This window comes from Pseudomonas sp. GL-RE-29, from assembly GCF_019947275.1.
GTDB lineage: Bacteria > Pseudomonadota > Gammaproteobacteria > Pseudomonadales > Pseudomonadaceae > Aquipseudomonas > Aquipseudomonas fluorescens_A.
Map to the genome: position 1 here is coordinate 31,269 of NZ_JAGYGD010000027.1, position 19,715 is coordinate 50,983.

The window sequence follows — 19,715 nt, forward strand, 5'->3', positions numbered from 1 at the left end:
ATCCCCATGGCCGTCAAGAAACGAGGTCTCGGACGTGGACTGGATGCACTGCTGAGTGGTCCGACCGTCAGCTCGCTGGAAGAACAAGCGGTGCAAGCCGATCAGCGCGAGTTGCAGCACCTGCCCCTGGACCTGCTCCAGCGCGGCAAGTATCAGCCACGTCGGGATATGGATACGCAAGCGCTCGAAGAATTGGCGCAGTCGATCAAGGCTCAGGGCGTCATGCAGCCGATCGTGGTTCGTCCAATCGGTAGCGGTCGTTTCGAAATCATTGCCGGTGAACGCCGCTGGCGCGCCAGCCAGCAAGCGGGCCAGGAAACCATCCCGGCGATGGTTCGCGATGTCTCGGATGAAACCGCGATCGCCATGGCGCTGATCGAGAACATCCAGCGCGAAGACCTCAACCCGATCGAAGAAGCCGTGGCCTTGCAGCGTTTGCAGCAGGAATTCCAGCTGACCCAGCAACAAGTCGCCGAAGCTGTGGGTAAGTCGCGGGTGACCGTGGCTAACTTGTTGCGGTTGATTTCGTTGCCGGAAGTGATCAAGACCATGCTGTCCCACGGCGATCTGGAAATGGGTCATGCCCGTGCGTTGCTCGGTCTGCCGGATAATCAACAGGTTGAAGGGGCGCGACATGTTGTCGCACGTGGCCTGACTGTGCGCCAAACTGAGGCACTAGTTCGGCAGTGGTTGAGTGGCAAACCGGAGCCTGTTGAAGCGGCAAAACCGGACCCGGATATCGCTCGTCTGGAACAGCGCCTGGCCGAGCGCCTAGGCTCTGCGGTGCAGATTCGCCACGGGAAGAAGGGAAAGGGTCAGTTAGTGATTGGCTACAACTCCCTGGATGAACTACAAGGTGTGCTCGCGCATATCCGCTGAAACATTTCCTCATGTAGCGCGCAGTCGGAAATCACTACCTGACAGTTGAATAGGGGCAGAACCGCCCCTATACTCTGCGCGCATTTTGTCGGCACAAATTATGCCAAGTTATTGAATTCTGGCAGCCGACCATTGGAGAGCAATAGTGATGGAAACCCGCACGCCAAACCGCTTGCCGTTCCATCGTCTGGCAGTTTTTCCGGTGTTAATGGCTCAGTTTGTCATTTTGCTGATTGCCGCTTTGGCGCTCTGGCAATGGTATGGAGTCGTTGCCGGGTACTCGGGACTCTGCGGAGGCCTGATAGCCTTGCTGCCCAATGTTTATTTCGCTCACAGGGCATTTCGGTTTTCCGGCGCCCGAGCAGCTCAAGCCATCGTCCGGTCATTTTATGCCGGCGAGGCGGGCAAACTGATTTTGACGGCAGTGCTCTTTGCATTGACGTTTGCAGGTGTGAAGCCATTGGCGCCGCTAGCTGTATTCGGCGTCTTCGTTCTGACCCAACTGGTCAGCTGGTTCGCGCCCCTGCTGATGAGAACAAGACTTTCGAGACCTTAGGGCGTTTGAGGCAACCATGGCAGAAACAACCGCTTCGGGCTATATCCAGCACCACTTGCAGAACCTGACTTTCGGTCAGCACCCTACCGGCGGCTGGGGCTTTGCCCACACCGCAGCAGAAGCCAAAGAAATGGGCTTCTGGGCTTTCCACGTCGATACCCTCGGCTGGTCGGTCGCATTGGGTCTGATCTTCGTTCTTCTTTTCCGCATGGCGGCAAAGAAGGCGACTTCCGGTCAGCCTGGTGCTTTGCAGAACTTCGTTGAAGTATTGGTCGAATTCGTCGATGGCAGCGTGAAAGACAGCTTCCATGGCCGTAGCCCGGTGATTGCACCGCTGGCACTGACCATCTTCGTCTGGGTGTTCCTGATGAACGCCGTCGACCTGATACCGGTCGACTGGATTCCTCAGCTGGCCATCCTGATCTCCGGCGATGCACACATCCCGTTCCGCGCCGTGTCGACTACCGACCCGAACGCGACCCTAGGCATGGCGCTGTCGGTTTTCGCACTGATCATTTTCTACAGCATCAAGGTCAAGGGCATCGGCGGCTTTATCGGCGAGCTGACCCTGCACCCGTTTGGCAGCAAGAACATTTTCGTTCAGGCCCTGCTGATCCCGGTGAACTTCCTGCTGGAATTCGTAACCCTGATCGCCAAACCGATCTCCCTGGCTCTGCGTCTGTTCGGCAACATGTATGCCGGTGAGCTGGTGTTCATTCTGATTGCTGTGATGTTCGGCAGCGGTCTGCTCTGGCTTAGTGGCCTGGGCGTTGTTCTGCAGTGGGCGTGGGCTGTGTTCCACATCCTGATCATCACCCTGCAGGCGTTCATCTTCATGATGCTGACCATCGTCTACCTGTCGATGGCGCACGAAGAAAACCATTAAGACCAGTCTCGACTAGTCTGATGTCCTTCCCGGTCAAACGGGAAGGTGCTCCTCACGGAGCATCTGAAACGATTTGTTTTACCGCTTTAATCTAAAAAACCTAAACCATACGACGTAAAAGTCGGGAGGAAAGATGGAAACTGTAGTTGGTCTAACCGCTATCGCTGTTGCACTGTTGATCGGCCTGGGCGCACTGGGTACCGCAATTGGTTTCGGCCTGCTGGGCGGCAAGTTCCTGGAAGGCGCAGCGCGTCAGCCAGAAATGGTTCCAATGCTGCAAGTTAAAATGTTCATCGTTGCCGGTCTGCTCGACGCCGTAACCATGATCGGTGTTGGTATCGCTCTGTTCTTCACCTTTGCGAACCCGTTCGTTGGTCAGATCGCTGGCTAATTACTCGGATCTTCCGGGTAATTTGGTGTGATGGACAACGTAACTGCGAGGTGTTGGCGTGAACATTAATGCGACCCTGATTGGCCAGTCCGTTGCGTTCCTGATTTTTGTACTGTTCTGCATGAAGTTCGTATGGCCTCCGGTCATCGCGGCACTGCACGAACGTCAAAAGAAGATCGCGGATGGACTGGACGCTGCCAGCCGAGCAGCTCGCGACCTGGAGTTGGCCCAAGAGAAAGCGGGTCAGCAACTGCGCGAAGCGAAAGCTCAGGCAGCTGAAATCATCGAGCAAGCCAAGAAACGCGGTAACCAGATCGTTGAAGAGGCTGTTGAAAAAGCCCGTATCGACGCTGACCGTGTGAAGGTTCAGGCTCAGGCCGAGATCGAACAGGAACTGAACAGTGTCAAAGACGCGCTGCGTGCCCAAGTGGGCTTGCTGGCAGTCGGCGGCGCCGAGAAGATCCTGGGTGCCACAATCGATCAAAACGCGCACGCAGAGCTGGTAAACAAACTGGCTACTGAAATCTAAGCGAGGGCGATCATGGCAGAACTGACCACGTTGGCCCGACCTTACGCTAAGGCGGCCTTCGAGCACGCTCAGGCCCACCAGCAACTGGCCAATTGGTCAGCCATGCTCGGCCTGGCAGCAGCGGTGTCGCAAGACGACACCATGCAGCGCGTGCTCAAGGCCCCGCGACTGACGAGCGCAGAAAAGGCCGCCACGTTTATTGACGTGTGCGGCGACAAGTTTGATGTGAAGGCACAGAACTTCATCAACGTCGTTGCCGAAAACGACCGTCTCTCGCTTCTGCCGGAGATTGCCGCTCTTTTCGACCTGTACAAGGCCGAACAAGAGAAATCGGTAGATGTTGAAGTGACCAGTGCTTTTGCATTGAACCAAGAACAGCAAGACAAACTCGCCAAGGTTCTCAGTGCACGACTCAACCGGGAAGTGCGCCTGCAAGTCGAGGAAGACAAATCCCTTATTGGGGGTGTTGTCATCCGCGCCGGCGACCTGGTTATCGATGGCTCGATTCGCGGCAAAATCGCGAAACTTGCCGAAGCATTGAAATCTTGAGTTTGAAGGGGCAGCAGAGCAATGCAGCAACTCAATCCTTCCGAAATAAGTGAAATTATCAAGGGCCGCATCGACAAGCTCGATGTGACCTCCCAAGCCCGTAACGAAGGCACTGTCGTCAGCGTGTCTGACGGTATCGTGCGGATTCACGGTCTGGCCGACGTTATGTACGGCGAGATGATCGAGTTTCCGGGCGGCGTCTACGGTATGGCCCTCAACCTGGAGCAAGACTCCGTAGGTGCCGTTGTACTGGGCGCTTACCAGTCTTTGGCTGAAGGCATGAGCGCCAAGTGCACCGGCCGCATCCTCGAAGTTCCGGTTGGTAAGGAACTGCTGGGTCGCGTTGTCGACGCACTGGGTAACCCTGTTGACGGCAAAGGTCCACTGGGCAACACCGAGACCGACGCGGTCGAGAAAGTTGCTCCAGGCGTGATCTGGCGTAAGTCGGTAGACCAGCCTGTACAGACTGGCTACAAGGCTGTCGATGCCATGATCCCTGTCGGCCGTGGCCAGCGTGAGCTGATCATCGGTGACCGTCAGATCGGTAAAACCGCTCTGGCGATCGACGCGATCATCAACCAGAAAGACAGCGGCATTTTCTGCGTCTACGTCGCGATCGGCCAGAAACAATCGACCATCGCCAACGTGGTTCGCAAGCTGGAAGAAAACGGCGCCCTGGCCAACACGATCATCGTGGCTGCCAGTGCTTCGGAATCTCCTGCGCTGCAATTCCTGGCACCGTACTCCGGTTGCACCATGGGCGAATACTTCCGCGACCGCGGTGAAGACGCGCTGATCGTTTATGACGATCTGTCCAAGCAAGCAGTGGCTTACCGCCAGATTTCCCTGCTGCTGCGCCGTCCACCAGGCCGTGAAGCTTACCCAGGCGACGTGTTCTATCTCCACTCCCGTCTGCTGGAGCGCGCATCCCGCGTTTCGGAAGAGTACGTAGAGAAGTTCACCAACGGCGCAGTGACCGGCAAAACCGGTTCCCTGACCGCACTGCCGATCATCGAAACCCAGGCTGGCGACGTTTCCGCGTTCGTTCCGACCAACGTGATTTCCATCACCGACGGTCAGATCTTCCTGGAATCGGCCATGTTCAACTCGGGCATCCGCCCTGCAGTGAACGCCGGTGTTTCGGTATCCCGTGTGGGTGGTGCCGCTCAGACCAAGATCATCAAGAAGCTGTCCGGTGGTATCCGTACCGCTCTGGCTCAGTACCGTGAACTGGCGGCATTCGCCCAGTTCGCTTCTGACCTGGACGAAGCGACCCGTAAGCAACTTGAGCATGGTCAGCGCGTTACCGAGCTGATGAAGCAGAAGCAATACGCACCAATGTCGATCGCTGACATGGCGCTGTCGCTGTATGCCGCTGAGCGTGGGTTCCTGACTGACGTTGAAATCACTAAGGTCGGCAGCTTCGAGCAAGCGCTGATTGCTTTCTTCAACCGCGATCACGCCGATTTGATGGCGAAGATCAACGTGAAAGGTGACTTCAATGACGAAATCGACGCTGGCATGAAAGCCGGTATCGAGAAGTTCAAGGCCACCCAAACCTGGTAAGCCGCAGCGGGAGCCGCAAGGCTCCCGCTTGCTAACCTGATAGGTGTTACATGGCAGGCGCAAAAGAGATTCGCAGTAAGATTGCGAGCATCAAAAGCACGCAAAAGATTACCAGCGCCATGGAAAAAGTGGCGGTCAGCAAAATGCGCAAGGCACAAATGCGCATGTCTGCTAGCCGTCCTTATGCGGAGCGTATCCGCCAGGTAATTGGGCATCTGGCCAACGCCAACCCGGAATACCGCCATCCGTTCATGATCGACCGTGAAGTAAAGCGCGTTGGTTATGTCGTGGTGAGCAGTGACCGTGGTCTGTGCGGCGGCTTGAACACCAACCTGTTCAAGGCCCTGGTCAAGGACATGGCGGTAAACCGCGAAAACGGCGTCGAGATTGATCTGTGTGTGATTGGTAGCAAGGGTGCGGCTTTCTTCCGCAACTTCGGCGGTAACGTCGTTGCAGCTATCAGCCACCTGGGTGAAGAGCCGTCGATCAATGATCTGATCGGCAGCGTCAAGGTGATGCTGGATGCCTACCTGGACGGCCGTATTGACCGCCTGTCCGTGGTGTCCAACAAGTTCATCAACACCATGACGCAACAGCCTACCGTGGAGCAATTGGTTCCGCTGGTGGCAACCCCGGATCAAGAACTCAAGCACCACTGGGACTATCTCTACGAACCGGACGCCAAAGAGCTGCTTGACGGCCTGATGGTGCGTTACGTGGAGTCGCAGGTGTACCAGGCGGTGGTCGAGAACAACGCGGCTGAACAGGCTGCGCGGATGATCGCAATGAAGAACGCTACCGACAACGCCGGTGATTTGATCAGCGATTTGCAGCTGGTCTACAACAAGGCGCGTCAGGCTGCGATCACCCAAGAGATCTCGGAAATCGTCGGCGGCGCTGCCGCGGTTTAACGGTTCAAATATTCAGAGGATCCAGCTATGAGTAGCGGACGTATCGTTCAAATCATCGGCGCCGTTATCGACGTGGAATTTCCACGCGACAGCGTACCGAGCATCTACAACGCGCTGAAAGTAGTGAGCGCGGCTGAAACCACCCTGGAAGTTCAGCAGCAGCTGGGCGACGGCGTGGTTCGCACCATTGCGATGGGTTCCACCGAAGGCCTGAAGCGCGGTCTGGAAGTTACCGATTCCGGCGCAGCCATCTCCGTACCGGTCGGTAAAGCGACCCTGGGCCGGATCATGGACGTCCTCGGTAACCCGATCGACGAAGCTGGCCCGATCGACACCGAAGAGCGTTGGGGCATTCACCGTCCAGCGCCTTCGTTCGCTGAACAAGCAGGCGGCAACGACCTGCTGGAAACCGGCATCAAGGTTATCGACCTGGTTTGCCCGTTTGCCAAAGGCGGTAAAGTTGGTCTGTTCGGTGGTGCCGGTGTAGGCAAAACCGTAAACATGATGGAACTGATCCGTAACATCGCCATCGAGCACAGCGGTTATTCCGTGTTCGCCGGTGTGGGTGAGCGTACTCGTGAGGGTAACGACTTCTACCACGAGATGAAGGATTCCAACGTTCTGGACAAAGTGGCACTGGTTTACGGTCAGATGAACGAGCCGCCGGGTAACCGTCTGCGCGTAGCACTGACCGGCCTGACCATGGCCGAGAAGTTCCGTGACGAAGGTAACGACGTTCTGTTGTTCGTCGACAACATCTATCGTTACACCCTGGCCGGTACTGAAGTATCCGCACTGCTGGGCCGTATGCCTTCCGCAGTAGGTTACCAGCCGACCCTGGCTGAAGAGATGGGCGTTCTGCAAGAACGTATCACTTCGACCAAGGAAGGTTCGATCACTTCGATCCAAGCGGTATACGTACCTGCGGACGACTTGACCGACCCGTCGCCAGCGACCACCTTCGCCCACTTGGACGCCACCGTCGTTCTGTCCCGTGACATCGCTTCCCTGGGTATCTACCCAGCGGTCGATCCACTCGACTCGACTTCGCGCCAGCTGGATCCGAACGTAATCGGCCAGGACCACTACGACACCGCTCGCGGCGTCCAGTACGTTCTGCAACGTTACAAAGAGCTGAAGGACATCATCGCGATCCTGGGTATGGACGAGCTGTCGGAAGCCGACAAGCAGTTGGTAAACCGTGCTCGTAAGATCCAGCGCTTCTTGTCGCAGCCGTTCTTCGTGGCTGAAGTCTTCACCGGTGCCTCGGGTAAATACGTTTCCCTGAAAGACACCATTGCTGGCTTCAAAGGCATCCTCAACGGTGACTACGACCACCTGCCAGAACAAGCGTTCTACATGGTTGGCGGCATCGAAGAAGCGATCGAGAAAGCCAAGAAACTGTAATCCCGGCGCCCGGCAACGGGCGCTAATTTAGGTTGAGGCAATCAGATGGCTATGACAGTCCATTGCGATATCGTCAGCGCGGAAGGAGAAATCTTTTCCGGTCTGGTCGAGATGGTGATTGCGCACGGTGCACTGGGTGATCTTGGTATCGCTCTGGGTCACGCGCCGCTGATCACTAATCTGAAGCCAGGTCCGATCCGCCTGGTCAAGCAGGGCGGGGAAGAGGAGGTGTATTACATCTCCGGTGGTTTCCTCGAGGTTCAGCCGAACATGGTCAAGGTTCTTGCCGACACCGTGCAACGTGCTGCCGACCTGGACGAAGCCTCCGCTCAGGAAGCCGTTAAGGCTGCCGAGAAAGCCCTGCATGAGCGGGGCGCGGAATTCGATTACGGTTCTGCTGCCGCACGTCTGGCCGAGGCCGCAGCTCAGCTGCGTACCGTCCAGCAGATCCGCAAGAAGTTTGGCCACTAAGCCAACGCTTGTTGTGTGATTGATTAAAAAGGGTAGCCTCGGCTACCCTTTTTTCTTTTCCGATTTTTAAACCCGGTCGCAGCCGCTGACCACCCAGGATTGGTAGCCAGTCATGTCTCTTGAAATCGTAATTCTCGCTGCTGGCCAAGGCACCCGCATGCGCTCGTCGTTGCCAAAAGTTTTGCATCCGATTGCCGGTAACTCGATGCTTGGGCATGTTATCCACAGCGCCCGGCAACTTGATCCACAGCGGATCCATGTGGTGATAGGCCACGGCGCCGACGCCGTACGTGAACGCCTGGCCGCTGATGATCTGAATTTCGTCCTTCAGGACAAACAACTGGGCACCGGCCATGCCGTGGCCCAAGCCGTGCCTTTCATAAAATCCGATACGGTGCTGATCCTTTATGGCGACGTGCCCCTGATCGAAGTGGAAACCCTGCAACGTCTGCTCAAGAAGGTTGCACCGCGTCAACTGGGCCTGCTCACTGTCGAATTGGACGATCCGACCGGTTACGGCCGCATCGTGCGTGACGCGGCGGGTAACGTTACCGCTATCGTTGAGCAGAAAGACGCCAATGAAGCCGAACGTGCGATCACCGAAGGCAACACCGGTATTCTGGCCCTGCCATTCGCAAGTCTTGGCGACTGGATGAGCCGCCTCTCCAATAACAATGCCCAGGGCGAGTATTACCTCACTGACGTGATCGCCATGGCGGTAAGCGATGGCCTGGTCGTAGCCACCGAGCAACCTCACGATGCCATGGAAGTGCAGGGCGCCAACGATCGCAAGCAGCTTTCCGAGCTTGAGCGTCACTATCAATTGCGCGCCGGCCGGCGTTTGATGGCTCAGGGCGTGACCCTGCGAGACCCGGCCCGTTTCGATGTCCGCGGTGAAGTTACCGTTGGCCGCGACGTGCTGATCGATATCAACGTGATTCTCGAAGGCAAAGTTGTCATTGAAGACGACGTGGTCATTGGTCCGAACTGCGTGATCAAGGACAGCACCCTGCGTAAAGGTGTGGTGATCAAGGCGAACAGCCATCTCGAAGGCGCAATTATGGGTGAGGGTAGCGATGCCGGTCCGTTCGCGCGCTTGCGTCCAGGTTCTGTGTTGGAAGCGCGGGCGCATGTGGGTAACTTCGTCGAGCTGAAAAATGCGCACATGGGCGAAGGTGCCAAAGCGGGTCACCTGGCCTACCTGGGCGATGCCGAAATTGGCGCGCGAACCAACATTGGCGCTGGCACCATCACCTGCAATTACGATGGCGCCAACAAGTGGAAAACGGTGCTGGGTGAGGATGTGTTCATCGGTTCCAACAATTCGTTGGTGGCGCCTGTGGATATCTCTTCGGGCGCAACCACGGCGGCAGGTTCGACCATCACTCAGAATGTGGATAACGCGCAGTTGGCTGTGGGGCGCGCACGGCAGAAAAATATCGATGGCTGGAAACGGCCGGTGAAGATTAAGAAGAGCTGAGTTATCCACAGCGATTGACAATCAAAAGATCGCAGCCTTCGGCAGCTCCTACAGGGTGAATGCAAATTCTCTGCAGGAGCTGCCGAAGGCTGCGATCTTTTTTCGTTTATCCACAGATAATTTCTCGTTGCACCGCTTGACGAAGTTTCGCTGATAGGTTTTGATTGCTTACGTTATCTTTCGAATCGAAACTTAATCAGCCATGTCGAAGCGCAACACACCACAACGTCGCCATAACATCCTCGCCTTGCTCACTGAGCAGGGCGAAGTCACTGTGGATGAGTTGGCCAAGCGATTCGAAACGTCGGAAGTTACGATTCGCAAGGATCTGGCCGCACTTGAGAGCAATGGTCTGTTGCTGCGTCGTTATGGTGGGGCAATCACCATGCCTCAGGAACTGGTGGCTGACGTCGGTCTGCCAGTCTCCAAATACAAACAGGCCATTGCCCGCGCGGCGGTGACGCGAATTCGCGAACATGCGCGGATTATCATCGACAGCGGCAGCACTACCGCTTCGATGATCCCGGAACTCGGTCAGCAGCCGGGCCTGGTGGTGATGACCAATTCCCTTCATGTCGCCAACGCCTTGAGTGAATTGGAGCATGAACCGGTGCTATTAATGACCGGTGGCACCTGGGACCCGCACTCCGAATCCTTCCAGGGTCAGGTGGCCGAGCAGGTACTGCGCTCCTATGACTTCGATCAGTTGTTCATCGGAGCCGATGGCATCGATCTGGTTCGCGGTACAACCACGTTCAATGAATTGTTGGGTCTGAGCCGGGTCATGGCTGAAGTCGCCCGCGAAGTGGTCGTTATGGTCGAGGCCGACAAGATCGGCCGCAAGATTCCCAATCTGGAACTGCCTTGGAGCAGCGTCCATACCCTTATTACCGATGATCGCCTGCCGCTTGAGGCCCGCGATCAGATTCAAGCCCGCGGCATCACTTTGATATGCGCGGCTGTCAGTCAGGAGAAATAGCATGTGTGGCATTGTCGGCGCAGTCGCAGAACGTAACATCACCGCCATCCTGGTCGAAGGCCTGAAGCGTCTGGAATACCGTGGGTATGACAGCGCCGGCGTGGCGGTCTACACCAATGACGCAACACTCGAACGCGTGCGTCGACCGGGCAAAGTCAGTGAGCTTGAACTGGCGCTGGCCGAAACGCCGCTGGTCGGTCGTCTGGGCATCGCTCATACCCGTTGGGCAACCCACGGTGCGCCGTGCGAGCGCAACGCGCACCCGCATTTTTCCGGTGATTTAGCGGTCGTGCACAACGGCATCATCGAAAACCACGAAGCCCTGCGCGAACAACTCAAGGCATTGGGTTACGTGTTCACCTCGGAAACCGACACTGAAGTCATCGCTCATCTGCTAAACCACAAACTCAAGGATTTGCCTGACCTGACCGAGGCCCTCAAAGCAGCGGTTAAAGAGTTGCATGGCGCTTATGGCTTGGCAGTGATCAGCGGCAAGCAGCCCGATCGTTTGGTGGCCGCCCGCAGCGGCAGCCCGCTGGTGATCGGCCTGGGCCTGGGGGAAAACTTCCTCGCCTCGGACCAGTTGGCCTTGCGTCAGGTGACCGACCGTTTCATGTACCTGGAAGAGGGCGATATCGCCGAAATCCGTCGTGACAGCGCGCAGATCTGGGACGTTAACGGCCAAGTTGTCGAGCGCGAAATCGTGCAGTACCGCGACAGTGCCGAAGCGACGGAAAAAGGTACGTACCGCCACTTCATGCTCAAGGAAATCCACGAACAACCGACCGTAGTTCAGCGCACTTTGGAAGGTCGCCTGAGCCAGGATCAAGTGTTGGTGCAAGCGTTCGGTCCGCAAGCAGCCGAGTTGTTTGCCAAAGTGCGTAACGTGCAGATTGTCGCGTGCGGCACCAGTTATCACGCTGGCATGGTCGCCCGTTACTGGCTCGAAGAACTGGCCGGCATCCCGTGCCAGGTCGAAGTCGCCAGCGAGTTCCGTTACCGCAAAGTGGTGGTGCAACCCGACACGCTGTTCGTCACCATTTCCCAATCCGGCGAAACTGCCGACACGCTGGCTGCGCTGCGTAATGCCAAGGAACTGGGCTTCCTCGGTAGCCTGGCCATATGCAACGTCGGTATCAGTTCGCTGGTGCGTGAATCCGATTTGACGTTGTTGACCCAGGCCGGTCGCGAAATCGGTGTGGCTTCCACCAAAGCCTTCACCACCCAGTTGGTTGGCCTGCTGTTGCTAACCCTGTCCCTGGGTCAGGTTAAAGGCACGTTGGCCGAAGGCGTTGAAGCAACGCTGGTTGAAGAACTGCGTCGCCTGCCGACCCGTCTGGGTGAAGCGTTGGCGATGGACAACACGGTGGAGAAAATCGCCGAGCTGTTCGCCGAGAAGAACCACACGCTGTTCCTCGGCCGTGGCGCGCAATTCCCGGTGGCAATGGAAGGGGCACTCAAGCTTAAAGAGATCTCCTACATTCATGCCGAAGCTTACCCGGCCGGCGAGCTGAAACATGGTCCGCTGGCGCTTGTGGATAACGATATGCCAGTGGTTACCGTTGCACCGAACAACGAACTGCTGGAGAAGCTGAAGTCCAACCTTCAGGAAGTCCGCGCTCGCGGTGGACAACTGGTTGTCTTTGCTGACGAGAAGGCCGGCATGACCAATGGTGAAGGCACGCATGTTGTGCAGATGCCGCACATCCACGACATCCTTTCGCCGATCCTCTACACCATCCCGCTGCAATTGCTTTCGTATTACGTGGCGGTGTTGAAAGGCACGGACGTTGACCAGCCGCGCAACCTGGCGAAATCGGTAACTGTGGAATAAGTTATCCACAGATAGCGAAAAAGCAAAAAAGATCGCAGCCTGCGGCGGCTCCTACAGGGAATTGATGTACACCTGCAGGAGCCGCCGCAGGCTGCGATCTTTTGATTTTTAACGAGGGTTCCTTAATGGATCGCTTCCAGGAAATGCAGGTCTTCGCCGCCGTAGCCCAAGAGCAGGGTTTCTCTGCAGCGGCACGGCGCCTGGGCCTGTCGGCGGCCAGCGTTACCCGAGCGGTGGCAGCGCTGGAGAAGCGCATCGGTACGCACTTGCTTACTCGCACAACGCGCAGCGTCCATCTGAGCGAGGCGGGCCAGCGGTATCTGGAGGACTGTCGGAGAATTCTCGCTGAGGTGCAGGAAGCAGAGGACTCGGCAGCGGGCAGTCATGCCCAACCACGTGGGCAACTCACAATCACTGCGCCGGTGTTATTTGGTGAGTTGTTTATCACACCGCTGATGGTGAGTTTTCTGACGCAATTCCCCGACGTCACGATCAATGCGCTGCTGGTTGACCGGGTGGTGAGTGTGGTCGAGGAGGGCATTGATGTGGCCGTGCGCATCGGCGAGCTTCCTGATAGCAATCAGCATGCGATTCGAGTGGGTGAAGTGCGGCGGGTGATCTGTGCATCACCGCAGTTTCTGGCAACCCATGGTCGGCCAAAACATCCACAAGAATTGGCTGACGCGCCGATCATTGCGACATCCGCGATCGGTCAGTTGAAAAACTGGCCATTCCTTGAGGATGGCGAACCGTTGAGTGTTCGAGCAGATCCGAGACTGACCGTGACGGCGAATCAGGCGGCTATTACCGCCGCCGCCTTGGGTCTGGGCTTCACTCGCGTGCTGTCTTATCAGTCGGCGAGCAAAGTGGCGGCCGGGGAGCTGGAAATCGTACTGGCGGATTTCGAAATGCCGCCACTGCCCATCCATGTGATCTATCAGGGCGGGCGCAAGGCTGCGACGCGGGTTCGCAGTTTTGTCGACTTTACGGTGAAGGCGCTCCGAGAGCATCCGGCATTGCAAGACTGATGGTTTGTTTCACTACACGAAATAATGGATTGCGTTTGCTGGTTATTCTGTTGTTTTGGTGACTAGTAGAAGATGGCCGCTCCCGAACAGCACCATTCACCCGCGGAGTCGACCATGCAAGCCATCAAACTCTACAACTTCCCACGTTCCGGCCACGCACACCGTGTGGAACTGATGCTCTCGCTGCTGCAACTGCCTACCGAGCTGATCTTCATCGACCTGGCCAAGGGTGAGCACAAGAAACCGGAGTTCCTTGCACTCAACGCGTTTGGCCAGGTGCCCGTACTGGATGACAACGGGGTGGTGTTGGCGGACTCCAACTCAATTCTGGTCTATCTGGCGCAAAAGTACGGCGACGGTCGCTGGTTGCCAGCCGATCCGGTCGGTGCCGCCAAAGTGCAGCGCTGGTTGTCCGCCGCCGCAGGTCCCATCGCTTTCGGCCCGGCCAGGGCGAGACTCATCACCGTGTTTGGTGCGCCGTATAAGCCTGAAAAAGTGATTCCTTACGCCCACACCGTGCTCAAGGTGATCGACCAGGAACTGGCCAACACGACTTATCTGGCTGGTAGCGAGCCAACCATTGCCGACGTTGCGGCCTATAGCTACATCGCGCATGCGCCGGAAGGCAATGTCTCGCTCGACGACTACGCCAACATTCGCGCCTGGCTGGCGCGTGTCGAAGCCTTGCCCGGTTTCGTCGGCATGCCGCGCACCGTCGCCGGCCTGCAAAAGACTGCCTGATGCTTTCGGCCCGGGTTTGTCGGGCCGTTCACGCTGCGCCGTTGGCGCAGGGAGAAGCCGTAATGGATCATTCACCGTGGCATGCCGGCGAGAAACAGTTGCAGGCACATGTAGGCGTAGTCGATCGAATGGAGACGTTGGGTCGTAGGGTGATTCGCCGCGAGATGCCTGACCAACACCGTACGTTCTATCAGCAACTGCCGTTCATGCTGTACGGCGCGGTGGATGCGGACGGTAATCCTTGGGCCAGCGTGTTGGAAGGTGAACCAGGCTTTGCTCATTCACCTGAGCCGGGGCTGTTGCAATTCGGCAGCCTGCCGGCTGCGGACGATCCAGCGCAATTGAGCGATGATGCGGCAATCGGCCTGCTGGGGATCGAACTGCACACTCGCCGGCGCAACCGGATCAATGGGCGAGTCGAGGCCGTGTCGGCAAGTGGATTCGGGGTGACGGTGGAACAGTCCTACGGCAATTGCCCGCAGTACATCCAATTGCGCCAGTTTCGTTCGGTCCCGTTGGCAGATCCGACGACGCGCATCGCACAGCACCTCAGCGATCTGGATGACGCAGCCACAGCAATGATCGAAGCGGCCGACACATTCTTTGTTGCCAGCTTCGTGGACGTTGAGGGCGAGCGTTCGGTGGATGTTTCACACCGCGGCGGCCAGGCAGGATTCGTGCAGGTTGAGGGCAATTGCCTGACCATCCCGGATTTCGCCGGCAACCTGTTTTTCAATACCTTGGGCAATCTGCTGATTAACCCAAAGGCTGGTTTGTTGTTCATCGATTTCAATTCCGGTGACCTACTGCACCTTAGTGGGCGCACCGAAATTATCCTTGAGGGGCCGCAGGTCGAAGCATTTCAAGGTGCCGAACGTTTATGGAAGTTCCACGTGGAACATTTGGTGCGTCGACCCGCCGCTTTAGGTTTGCGCTGGCGTTTCGACGCCATGTCACCCACCAGTTTGCTCACCGGAACCTGGGACCAAGCGAAGGCACGGCTACAAGCAAAAGCCTTGGGCGATCAATGGCGACCGTTGCGGGTAGTCCGCATAGAAGCGGAAAGTCACAACATCCGCTCGATCTATTTGGAGCCGTCCGACGGAGCCGGTCTGCCGTTGTTCCAGGCCGGTCAGCATTTGCCGCTGCGATTCGACATTGATGGGGAGGTGCATATCCGCACCTACAGCTTGTCGAGCGCGCCGTCCGATGATTTCTTCCGCATTAGTGTGAAGCGTGATGGGCGCGTTTCTTCGCACCTGCATGAGCAGATATCGGTGGGCGATTTACTGGAGGCGCGCGCACCTCAAGGGCATTTCACCGTGGCGCCCCACGAACGCCGGCCGTTGATATTGCTGGCTGCTGGCGTTGGCATTACGCCGCTGCTATCGATGCTGCGTGAGGTGGTATATCAAGGTTTGCGCACTCGCCGTATCCGCCCGACCTGGTTTCTACAAAGTTCGCGGACCTTGGCGGATCAAGCGTTTCGTCCCGAGCTGGATCGCTTGCTCGAGAGTGCGGGTGATGCAGTCAGGGTAGTGCGCCTGCTCAGTCAACCGGAAGTGGACGCCCGGGAGGGTGAGGACTTCGATTTGCCCGGGCGAATTGATGTCGCGCTGCTTCAAGACCTGCTTGAGGTCGACGACTACGATCAGTTGGATTTTATCCTGTGTGGTCCCGGCAGTTTTACCCAGGCGATGTACGACGGCCTGCGGGAACTGGATATCCGCGATGCACGGATCCACGCGGAAACGTTCGGTCCTTCCACATTGCGCCGGCAACCCGACCCCGATGCGGTTGTTATCGAACAACCGCCCGCCGCAACGACGTCAGTGCCGGTGGTGTTCCAGCGCTCGGCGAAGGAAGCGCGCTGGCAGCCCGATGCGGGTAGTTTGCTGGAGTTGGCGGAAAGCCGTGGCTTGCATCCTGAATTCAGTTGTCGCGGAGGCTCCTGCGGGACCTGCAAGACTCGCCTGATCAGCGGCCAGGTGAATTATCCACAGCCACCTGCGGAAGTGCCGGATGCAGGGCACGTACTGATCTGCTGTGCGATTCCGGCTCAAGGAACGCAGCCTTTGGTCCTGGATATCTGAGGGGGGCGCAGCAAGCCAGCATTGCCCATCGGCCGATGGCTGAGTAGGGTAAGGCGCAGTACGAAAAAGGGCCGTGACAGGCCCTTTCTGCATTTCAGGGACAGGCATTTCTAATGGTTTTAATCACCCGATTGTTCGTGTCGTTGGCGGCGCTTTTGCTGCTCAATGGTTGCGAACGGCAGGACGCCCCAGCGCTCGATCAGCAACTTTACGTCTGGCAAAGACAATGGACGCCGGCCCATGACGATGCGCTAAGGGACAGCCGCGCAGAATTTTCGACCCTGCGGATACTCGCGTTACAGGCTTTCCCGCAAGCAGGTTGGAGTCGGGCGAAAATTGATCCGGTGCTGCTAAGCCGTGATGGGCGTCCGCTGATTGCGGTGATCCGCCTTGATGGTCAGCTTCAGTCATTGAATCAGGACGAGGTGACAGCGCAGATTCAGCAGGTGATCAGCGATTGGCAGGCTCAAGGGCTGACCCTCGCCGGTGTGGAAATCGACCACGATGCGGGCAATGCTCGGCTACCGGCCTATCGCGAATTTCTGACGCACTTGCACGCGCTTTTACCTCCAACGTTGCCGCTGAGCATTACCGCGTTGCCGGCGTGGCTCGACAGTCCTGAACTGCCTGCGTTGTTATCCACAGTCGACAGCAGCGTGTTGCAGGTGCATGCGGTGAACGATCCGCGTCGGGGATTGTTTGATGCGGATCAGGCGCGGCAATGGGCCAAGGCCTGGAGTCGCATCACGTCGAAACCGTTCTATCTGGCGCTGCCCGCCTATGGCGTGGCGTTGTTGCCAGGCACCAGTGGCGCGCCAATTGTGGAAAGCGAAGTGCTGCTCGATCGGGGTGGCGAGCGCCGGGAATTGCTGGCCGACCCGCAACAACTGAGCAAACTCGGCATCGAGTTGCGCAACGACCCACCCGCGCACTTGGCCGGGCTGATCTGGTTTCGCCTGCCACTGGCCAATGACCGTCGAGCCTGGAGCCTGACGACGTTGCGCGCGGTGGCTCGTGGTGATGTGCTGGTCAGTCGGCTGGCGCTGAAACTCTCGGCCCAGAACGATCTCTATGACATCGGTATCGCGAACGAGGGCAACCTCGACAGTGCCTGGCCCGAGCGACTGACCCTGGTAGCGCAGGGCTGTGAAGGCGCCGATGCGCTGGCCGGTTATGCGTTGCAACAGCAACCGGATCTGCTTACCTTCACCCGCCAACGCGACGGCCGGATAGCGGCCGGCGGGCAGCGTGCCATCGGTTGGGCGCGGTGCGCAAAAATTGATCAAGGAGCGTCGAATGTTTACCCGTAACTGGCCGCGTCATTTGCTTTGCATGAGCCTCAGCTTGCCGCTGGGTTCGGCGCTGGCCTGCGGACCGGATTTTCCCATGCGTCTGCTGGACAACCGTGGCCAATCACTGGCTGAACTGCCTGAAGGCAACTTCAGCTTCGAGGTCAGCCGTCTCGGCCACGCGATTGCCGGATTAAAGACTGTTGCGCCAGCCGCCTACGGCATGGAAGCTTCCGATTATGCGGAGCAGCGAAACCTGGCCGAACAAACCGGTTTGACGGTGGAACAGCAAGCGCTGGTGAAACAGTTTCGGGGTTTGACCGATGCGCGTCAGGTTGAGGTTCAGGGCGCGAACCTGCCGGCTGAACTCACACTCTACCTGGCCGGAGCCGTGGCATTCAGCGCCGGTGATCACGCACTGGCGGCCGAATACTTCCAGAAAGTGTTGGCGTTGCCGGCCGATCAACGTGCGTTGCGCAGCACTTGGGCCGCGTACTCGTTGGGCCGGTCGTTGTTCGCCATGAGCGCGGAGGCGGGCGCGGCTCCCGACCTGCTGGCGCAGTCACGCAAGGCCTTCGAGCAGGCACGCCAATTGAGTGTCGACGGCTTCAGCGATCCGCTGGAGCTGGGCGTCGCCAGCCTTGGTGAAGAGGCCCGCGTGGCCCGCACAGACGGTGACTGGAACAGCGCGATCGAACTCTACGCCGCGCAGAATGTTCATGGTTCGGCGGTGGGTTATACCTCGCTGAAATTGTTGATGGCCGATCTGGCGGCGATGCCTGAGGATCAGCTGACTGGTTTGCTTAAGGGGAAACCGGTACAGCAATTGGTTACCGCATCGCTGATAAGTCGACTCGGCTGGTCATTCGGTGATCAACCGTCGAACGAACAGAAGTTGATCAATCTCCTTCAAAGCAGCACGCGCGGCAGTCTAGATAACGCCGATCGCCTGGCGGCGATGAATTATCAACAGGGTGATTACGCCAGTGCCAAAGCCTTCCTCGAGCACGCCGGCGATGGTGGCCTGGCGTGGTGGCTGCGGGCCAAACTGGCCATGCGTGACGGCGATAAAAGCGCCGCAGCTGCTGCTTATGCGAAGGCGGCCCAGGCCTTCCCGCAGAGTGAATCCTGGGGTGACCGGAGAACGCCGGACTACGATTACGAAACGCTTCAGCCCAAGTGTCGGGTCGAAGGTGAAAGCGCGATTCTGGCCCTGCAACGCGGGGATTACCTGCAAGCTTTCGATCAACTTTATCGCAGTCAAAACATCTATTGGTTCGACGCAGCCACCGTGGCCGAGCGTGTGCTGACGCTTGATGAACTCAAGCATTATGTCGACACCCAGGTGCCGGCACCGCCGCCGCTCAGCCAGCAGGACCGTGATAATTACGTGCCTTTGCCGGTGGCGGCGAGCCTGCGCAATTTACTCGGGCGACGCTTGCTACGGGAAGGGCGCTACGAAGAGGCGCCGGCGTATTTCGATAATAGTGATCTGCAAAACAAGGCCAAGGCGTATGGCCAGATGCTTGATGAAGCGGACGCTGCATGGTGGCCAACCCGTCGCGCCGCTGCGTTATTTAATGCGGGCTGGATGGCGCGTGAATGGGGGATGGACATACTGGGCTACGAAATGGCCCCTGATTACGCGACGTTCGGCGGTAACTACAGCCTCGAAACCACCGAGCTTAAAGTCGGGCCGCTGGTGGCCCAGGACGAAGTGAAACGTCAGCAGGCCAGTGCCGCACAACCTGATCAACGTTATCACTATCGGTTCGTCGCCACGGCGTTGGCCAGTCGCGCCGCCGACAATTTGCCGCATACGAGCCAGGCGTTTGCGGCGGTGCTTTGCGCGGCGGCGGGTTGGAATAGCAGTCTTGAAGAGCATAACGCCTTCTATCAACGCTACGTCAAAGAAGGCCCCTATGTGAATTGGGCAGTGAATTTCGGTCATCAATGCCCGTATCCAGAGTTTCAGAGCGCCAACAAACGCTATGTAACTCAGGTCGTTGACGCTGCCCGTTCGACGCTGCGGCCCTACAAAAAATCGCTGCAGTATGGTTCCGTGATCGCGGTTACGGCAGCGGCGTTGCTGTTGATCAATCGTCGCCGCCGTAAGCCGCAATAAG

At 57.8% G+C, this 19,715-nt stretch carries 18 protein-coding genes; all 18 read left to right on the top strand.

Annotated features, from left to right (window positions below; translation table 11 throughout):
- The first annotated feature begins 6 nt into the window (after positions 1-6).
- The gene (locus KGB21_RS20825) at positions 7-879 is read left to right on the top strand and encodes a ParB/RepB/Spo0J family partition protein (RefSeq protein WP_034149398.1); all 873 of its coding nucleotides are present in this window, start codon (positions 7-9) and stop codon (positions 877-879) included.
- A 148-nt stretch (positions 880-1,027) separates the two neighbouring features.
- Entirely contained in the window at positions 1,028-1,435 is a 408-nt protein-coding gene (locus KGB21_RS20830) for a F0F1 ATP synthase subunit I (protein ID WP_047535609.1), read from the top strand.
- A gap of 16 nt (positions 1,436-1,451) precedes the next feature.
- On the top strand, positions 1,452-2,321 hold the full coding sequence (gene atpB / locus KGB21_RS20835) for a F0F1 ATP synthase subunit A (protein WP_034149396.1): 870 nt from the start codon (positions 1,452-1,454) through the stop codon (positions 2,319-2,321).
- A gap of 133 nt (positions 2,322-2,454) precedes the next feature.
- The gene (atpE, locus tag KGB21_RS20840) at positions 2,455-2,712 is read left to right on the top strand and encodes a F0F1 ATP synthase subunit C (protein ID WP_003097235.1); all 258 of its coding nucleotides are present in this window, start codon (positions 2,455-2,457) and stop codon (positions 2,710-2,712) included.
- 58 nt (positions 2,713-2,770) lie between these two features.
- On the top strand, positions 2,771-3,241 hold the full coding sequence (locus KGB21_RS20845) for a F0F1 ATP synthase subunit B (protein WP_034149395.1): 471 nt from the start codon (positions 2,771-2,773) through the stop codon (positions 3,239-3,241).
- A 12-nt stretch (positions 3,242-3,253) separates the two neighbouring features.
- The gene (locus KGB21_RS20850; protein WP_034149394.1) at positions 3,254-3,790 is read left to right on the top strand and encodes a F0F1 ATP synthase subunit delta; all 537 of its coding nucleotides are present in this window, start codon (positions 3,254-3,256) and stop codon (positions 3,788-3,790) included.
- A gap of 21 nt (positions 3,791-3,811) precedes the next feature.
- Entirely contained in the window at positions 3,812-5,356 is a 1,545-nt protein-coding gene (gene atpA / locus KGB21_RS20855) for a F0F1 ATP synthase subunit alpha (RefSeq protein ID WP_034149393.1), read from the top strand.
- Positions 5,357-5,406: 50 nt separating this feature from the next.
- Positions 5,407-6,267: a F0F1 ATP synthase subunit gamma gene (gene atpG / locus KGB21_RS20860; RefSeq protein ID WP_034149392.1), complete on the top strand. Its 861-nt coding sequence runs from the start codon at positions 5,407-5,409 to the stop codon at positions 6,265-6,267.
- Positions 6,268-6,294: 27 nt separating this feature from the next.
- Positions 6,295-7,674, top strand: a complete 1,380-nt coding sequence (gene atpD, locus KGB21_RS20865; RefSeq protein WP_007911961.1) for a F0F1 ATP synthase subunit beta — start codon at positions 6,295-6,297, stop codon at positions 7,672-7,674.
- 45 nt (positions 7,675-7,719) lie between these two features.
- Complete coding sequence (locus tag KGB21_RS20870) at positions 7,720-8,145, top strand: F0F1 ATP synthase subunit epsilon (RefSeq protein ID WP_007969909.1); 426 nt, start codon at positions 7,720-7,722, stop codon at positions 8,143-8,145.
- A gap of 112 nt (positions 8,146-8,257) precedes the next feature.
- A complete protein-coding gene (gene glmU / locus KGB21_RS20875; RefSeq protein ID WP_223506566.1) occupies positions 8,258-9,625 on the top strand; it encodes a bifunctional UDP-N-acetylglucosamine diphosphorylase/glucosamine-1-phosphate N-acetyltransferase GlmU in 1,368 nt (455 codons plus the stop codon).
- Between the two features lie 202 nt (positions 9,626-9,827).
- The gene (locus KGB21_RS20880; RefSeq protein ID WP_034149390.1) at positions 9,828-10,604 is read left to right on the top strand and encodes a DeoR/GlpR family DNA-binding transcription regulator; all 777 of its coding nucleotides are present in this window, start codon (positions 9,828-9,830) and stop codon (positions 10,602-10,604) included.
- Between the two features lies 1 nt (position 10,605).
- Positions 10,606-12,438: a glutamine--fructose-6-phosphate transaminase (isomerizing) gene (glmS, locus tag KGB21_RS20885; protein ID WP_034149389.1), complete on the top strand. Its 1,833-nt coding sequence runs from the start codon at positions 10,606-10,608 to the stop codon at positions 12,436-12,438.
- 125 nt (positions 12,439-12,563) lie between these two features.
- The gene (locus tag KGB21_RS20890; RefSeq protein WP_223506567.1) at positions 12,564-13,466 is read left to right on the top strand and encodes a LysR family transcriptional regulator; all 903 of its coding nucleotides are present in this window, start codon (positions 12,564-12,566) and stop codon (positions 13,464-13,466) included.
- A gap of 114 nt (positions 13,467-13,580) precedes the next feature.
- Entirely contained in the window at positions 13,581-14,207 is a 627-nt protein-coding gene (locus KGB21_RS20895) for a glutathione S-transferase family protein (protein WP_223506568.1), read from the top strand.
- Between the two features lie 62 nt (positions 14,208-14,269).
- Positions 14,270-16,300: a pyridoxamine 5'-phosphate oxidase family protein gene (locus tag KGB21_RS20900; protein ID WP_223506569.1), complete on the top strand. Its 2,031-nt coding sequence runs from the start codon at positions 14,270-14,272 to the stop codon at positions 16,298-16,300.
- A 113-nt stretch (positions 16,301-16,413) separates the two neighbouring features.
- Positions 16,414-17,610, top strand: a complete 1,197-nt coding sequence (locus tag KGB21_RS20905; RefSeq protein WP_223506570.1) for a DUF3142 domain-containing protein — start codon at positions 16,414-16,416, stop codon at positions 17,608-17,610.
- The gene (locus tag KGB21_RS20910; protein WP_223506571.1) at positions 17,597-19,714 is read left to right on the top strand and encodes a hypothetical protein; all 2,118 of its coding nucleotides are present in this window, start codon (positions 17,597-17,599) and stop codon (positions 19,712-19,714) included. Before KGB21_RS20905 ends, KGB21_RS20910 begins: the two co-directional genes overlap by 14 nt.
- Position 19,715 lies beyond the last annotated feature (1 nt).

Excerpts from the sequence above, each read along its gene's own strand:
- glmU (WP_223506566.1), top strand. The coding sequence starts at position 8,258 with ATGTCTCTTGAAATCGTAATTCTCGCTGCTGGCCAAGGCACCCGCATG.
- KGB21_RS20895 (WP_223506568.1), top strand. The coding sequence starts at position 13,581 with ATGCAAGCCATCAAACTCTACAACTTCCCACGTTCCGGCCACGCACAC.
- glmS (WP_034149389.1), top strand. The coding sequence starts at position 10,606 with ATGTGTGGCATTGTCGGCGCAGTCGCAGAACGTAACATCACCGCCATC.
- KGB21_RS20900 (WP_223506569.1), top strand. The coding sequence starts at position 14,270 with ATGGATCATTCACCGTGGCATGCCGGCGAGAAACAGTTGCAGGCACAT.
- KGB21_RS20880 (WP_034149390.1), top strand. The coding sequence starts at position 9,828 with ATGTCGAAGCGCAACACACCACAACGTCGCCATAACATCCTCGCCTTG.
- KGB21_RS20850 (WP_034149394.1), top strand. The coding sequence starts at position 3,254 with ATGGCAGAACTGACCACGTTGGCCCGACCTTACGCTAAGGCGGCCTTC.
- KGB21_RS20905 (WP_223506570.1), top strand. The coding sequence starts at position 16,414 with ATGGTTTTAATCACCCGATTGTTCGTGTCGTTGGCGGCGCTTTTGCTG.
- KGB21_RS20825 (WP_034149398.1), top strand. The coding sequence starts at position 7 with ATGGCCGTCAAGAAACGAGGTCTCGGACGTGGACTGGATGCACTGCTG.
- atpE (WP_003097235.1), top strand. The coding sequence starts at position 2,455 with ATGGAAACTGTAGTTGGTCTAACCGCTATCGCTGTTGCACTGTTGATC.
- KGB21_RS20890 (WP_223506567.1), top strand. The coding sequence starts at position 12,564 with ATGGATCGCTTCCAGGAAATGCAGGTCTTCGCCGCCGTAGCCCAAGAG.
- atpD (WP_007911961.1), top strand. The coding sequence starts at position 6,295 with ATGAGTAGCGGACGTATCGTTCAAATCATCGGCGCCGTTATCGACGTG.
- KGB21_RS20870 (WP_007969909.1), top strand. The coding sequence starts at position 7,720 with ATGGCTATGACAGTCCATTGCGATATCGTCAGCGCGGAAGGAGAAATC.
- atpG (WP_034149392.1), top strand. The coding sequence starts at position 5,407 with ATGGCAGGCGCAAAAGAGATTCGCAGTAAGATTGCGAGCATCAAAAGC.
- KGB21_RS20910 (WP_223506571.1), top strand. The coding sequence starts at position 17,597 with ATGTTTACCCGTAACTGGCCGCGTCATTTGCTTTGCATGAGCCTCAGC.
- atpB (WP_034149396.1), top strand. The coding sequence starts at position 1,452 with ATGGCAGAAACAACCGCTTCGGGCTATATCCAGCACCACTTGCAGAAC.
- atpA (WP_034149393.1), top strand. The coding sequence starts at position 3,812 with ATGCAGCAACTCAATCCTTCCGAAATAAGTGAAATTATCAAGGGCCGC.
- KGB21_RS20830 (WP_047535609.1), top strand. The coding sequence starts at position 1,028 with ATGGAAACCCGCACGCCAAACCGCTTGCCGTTCCATCGTCTGGCAGTT.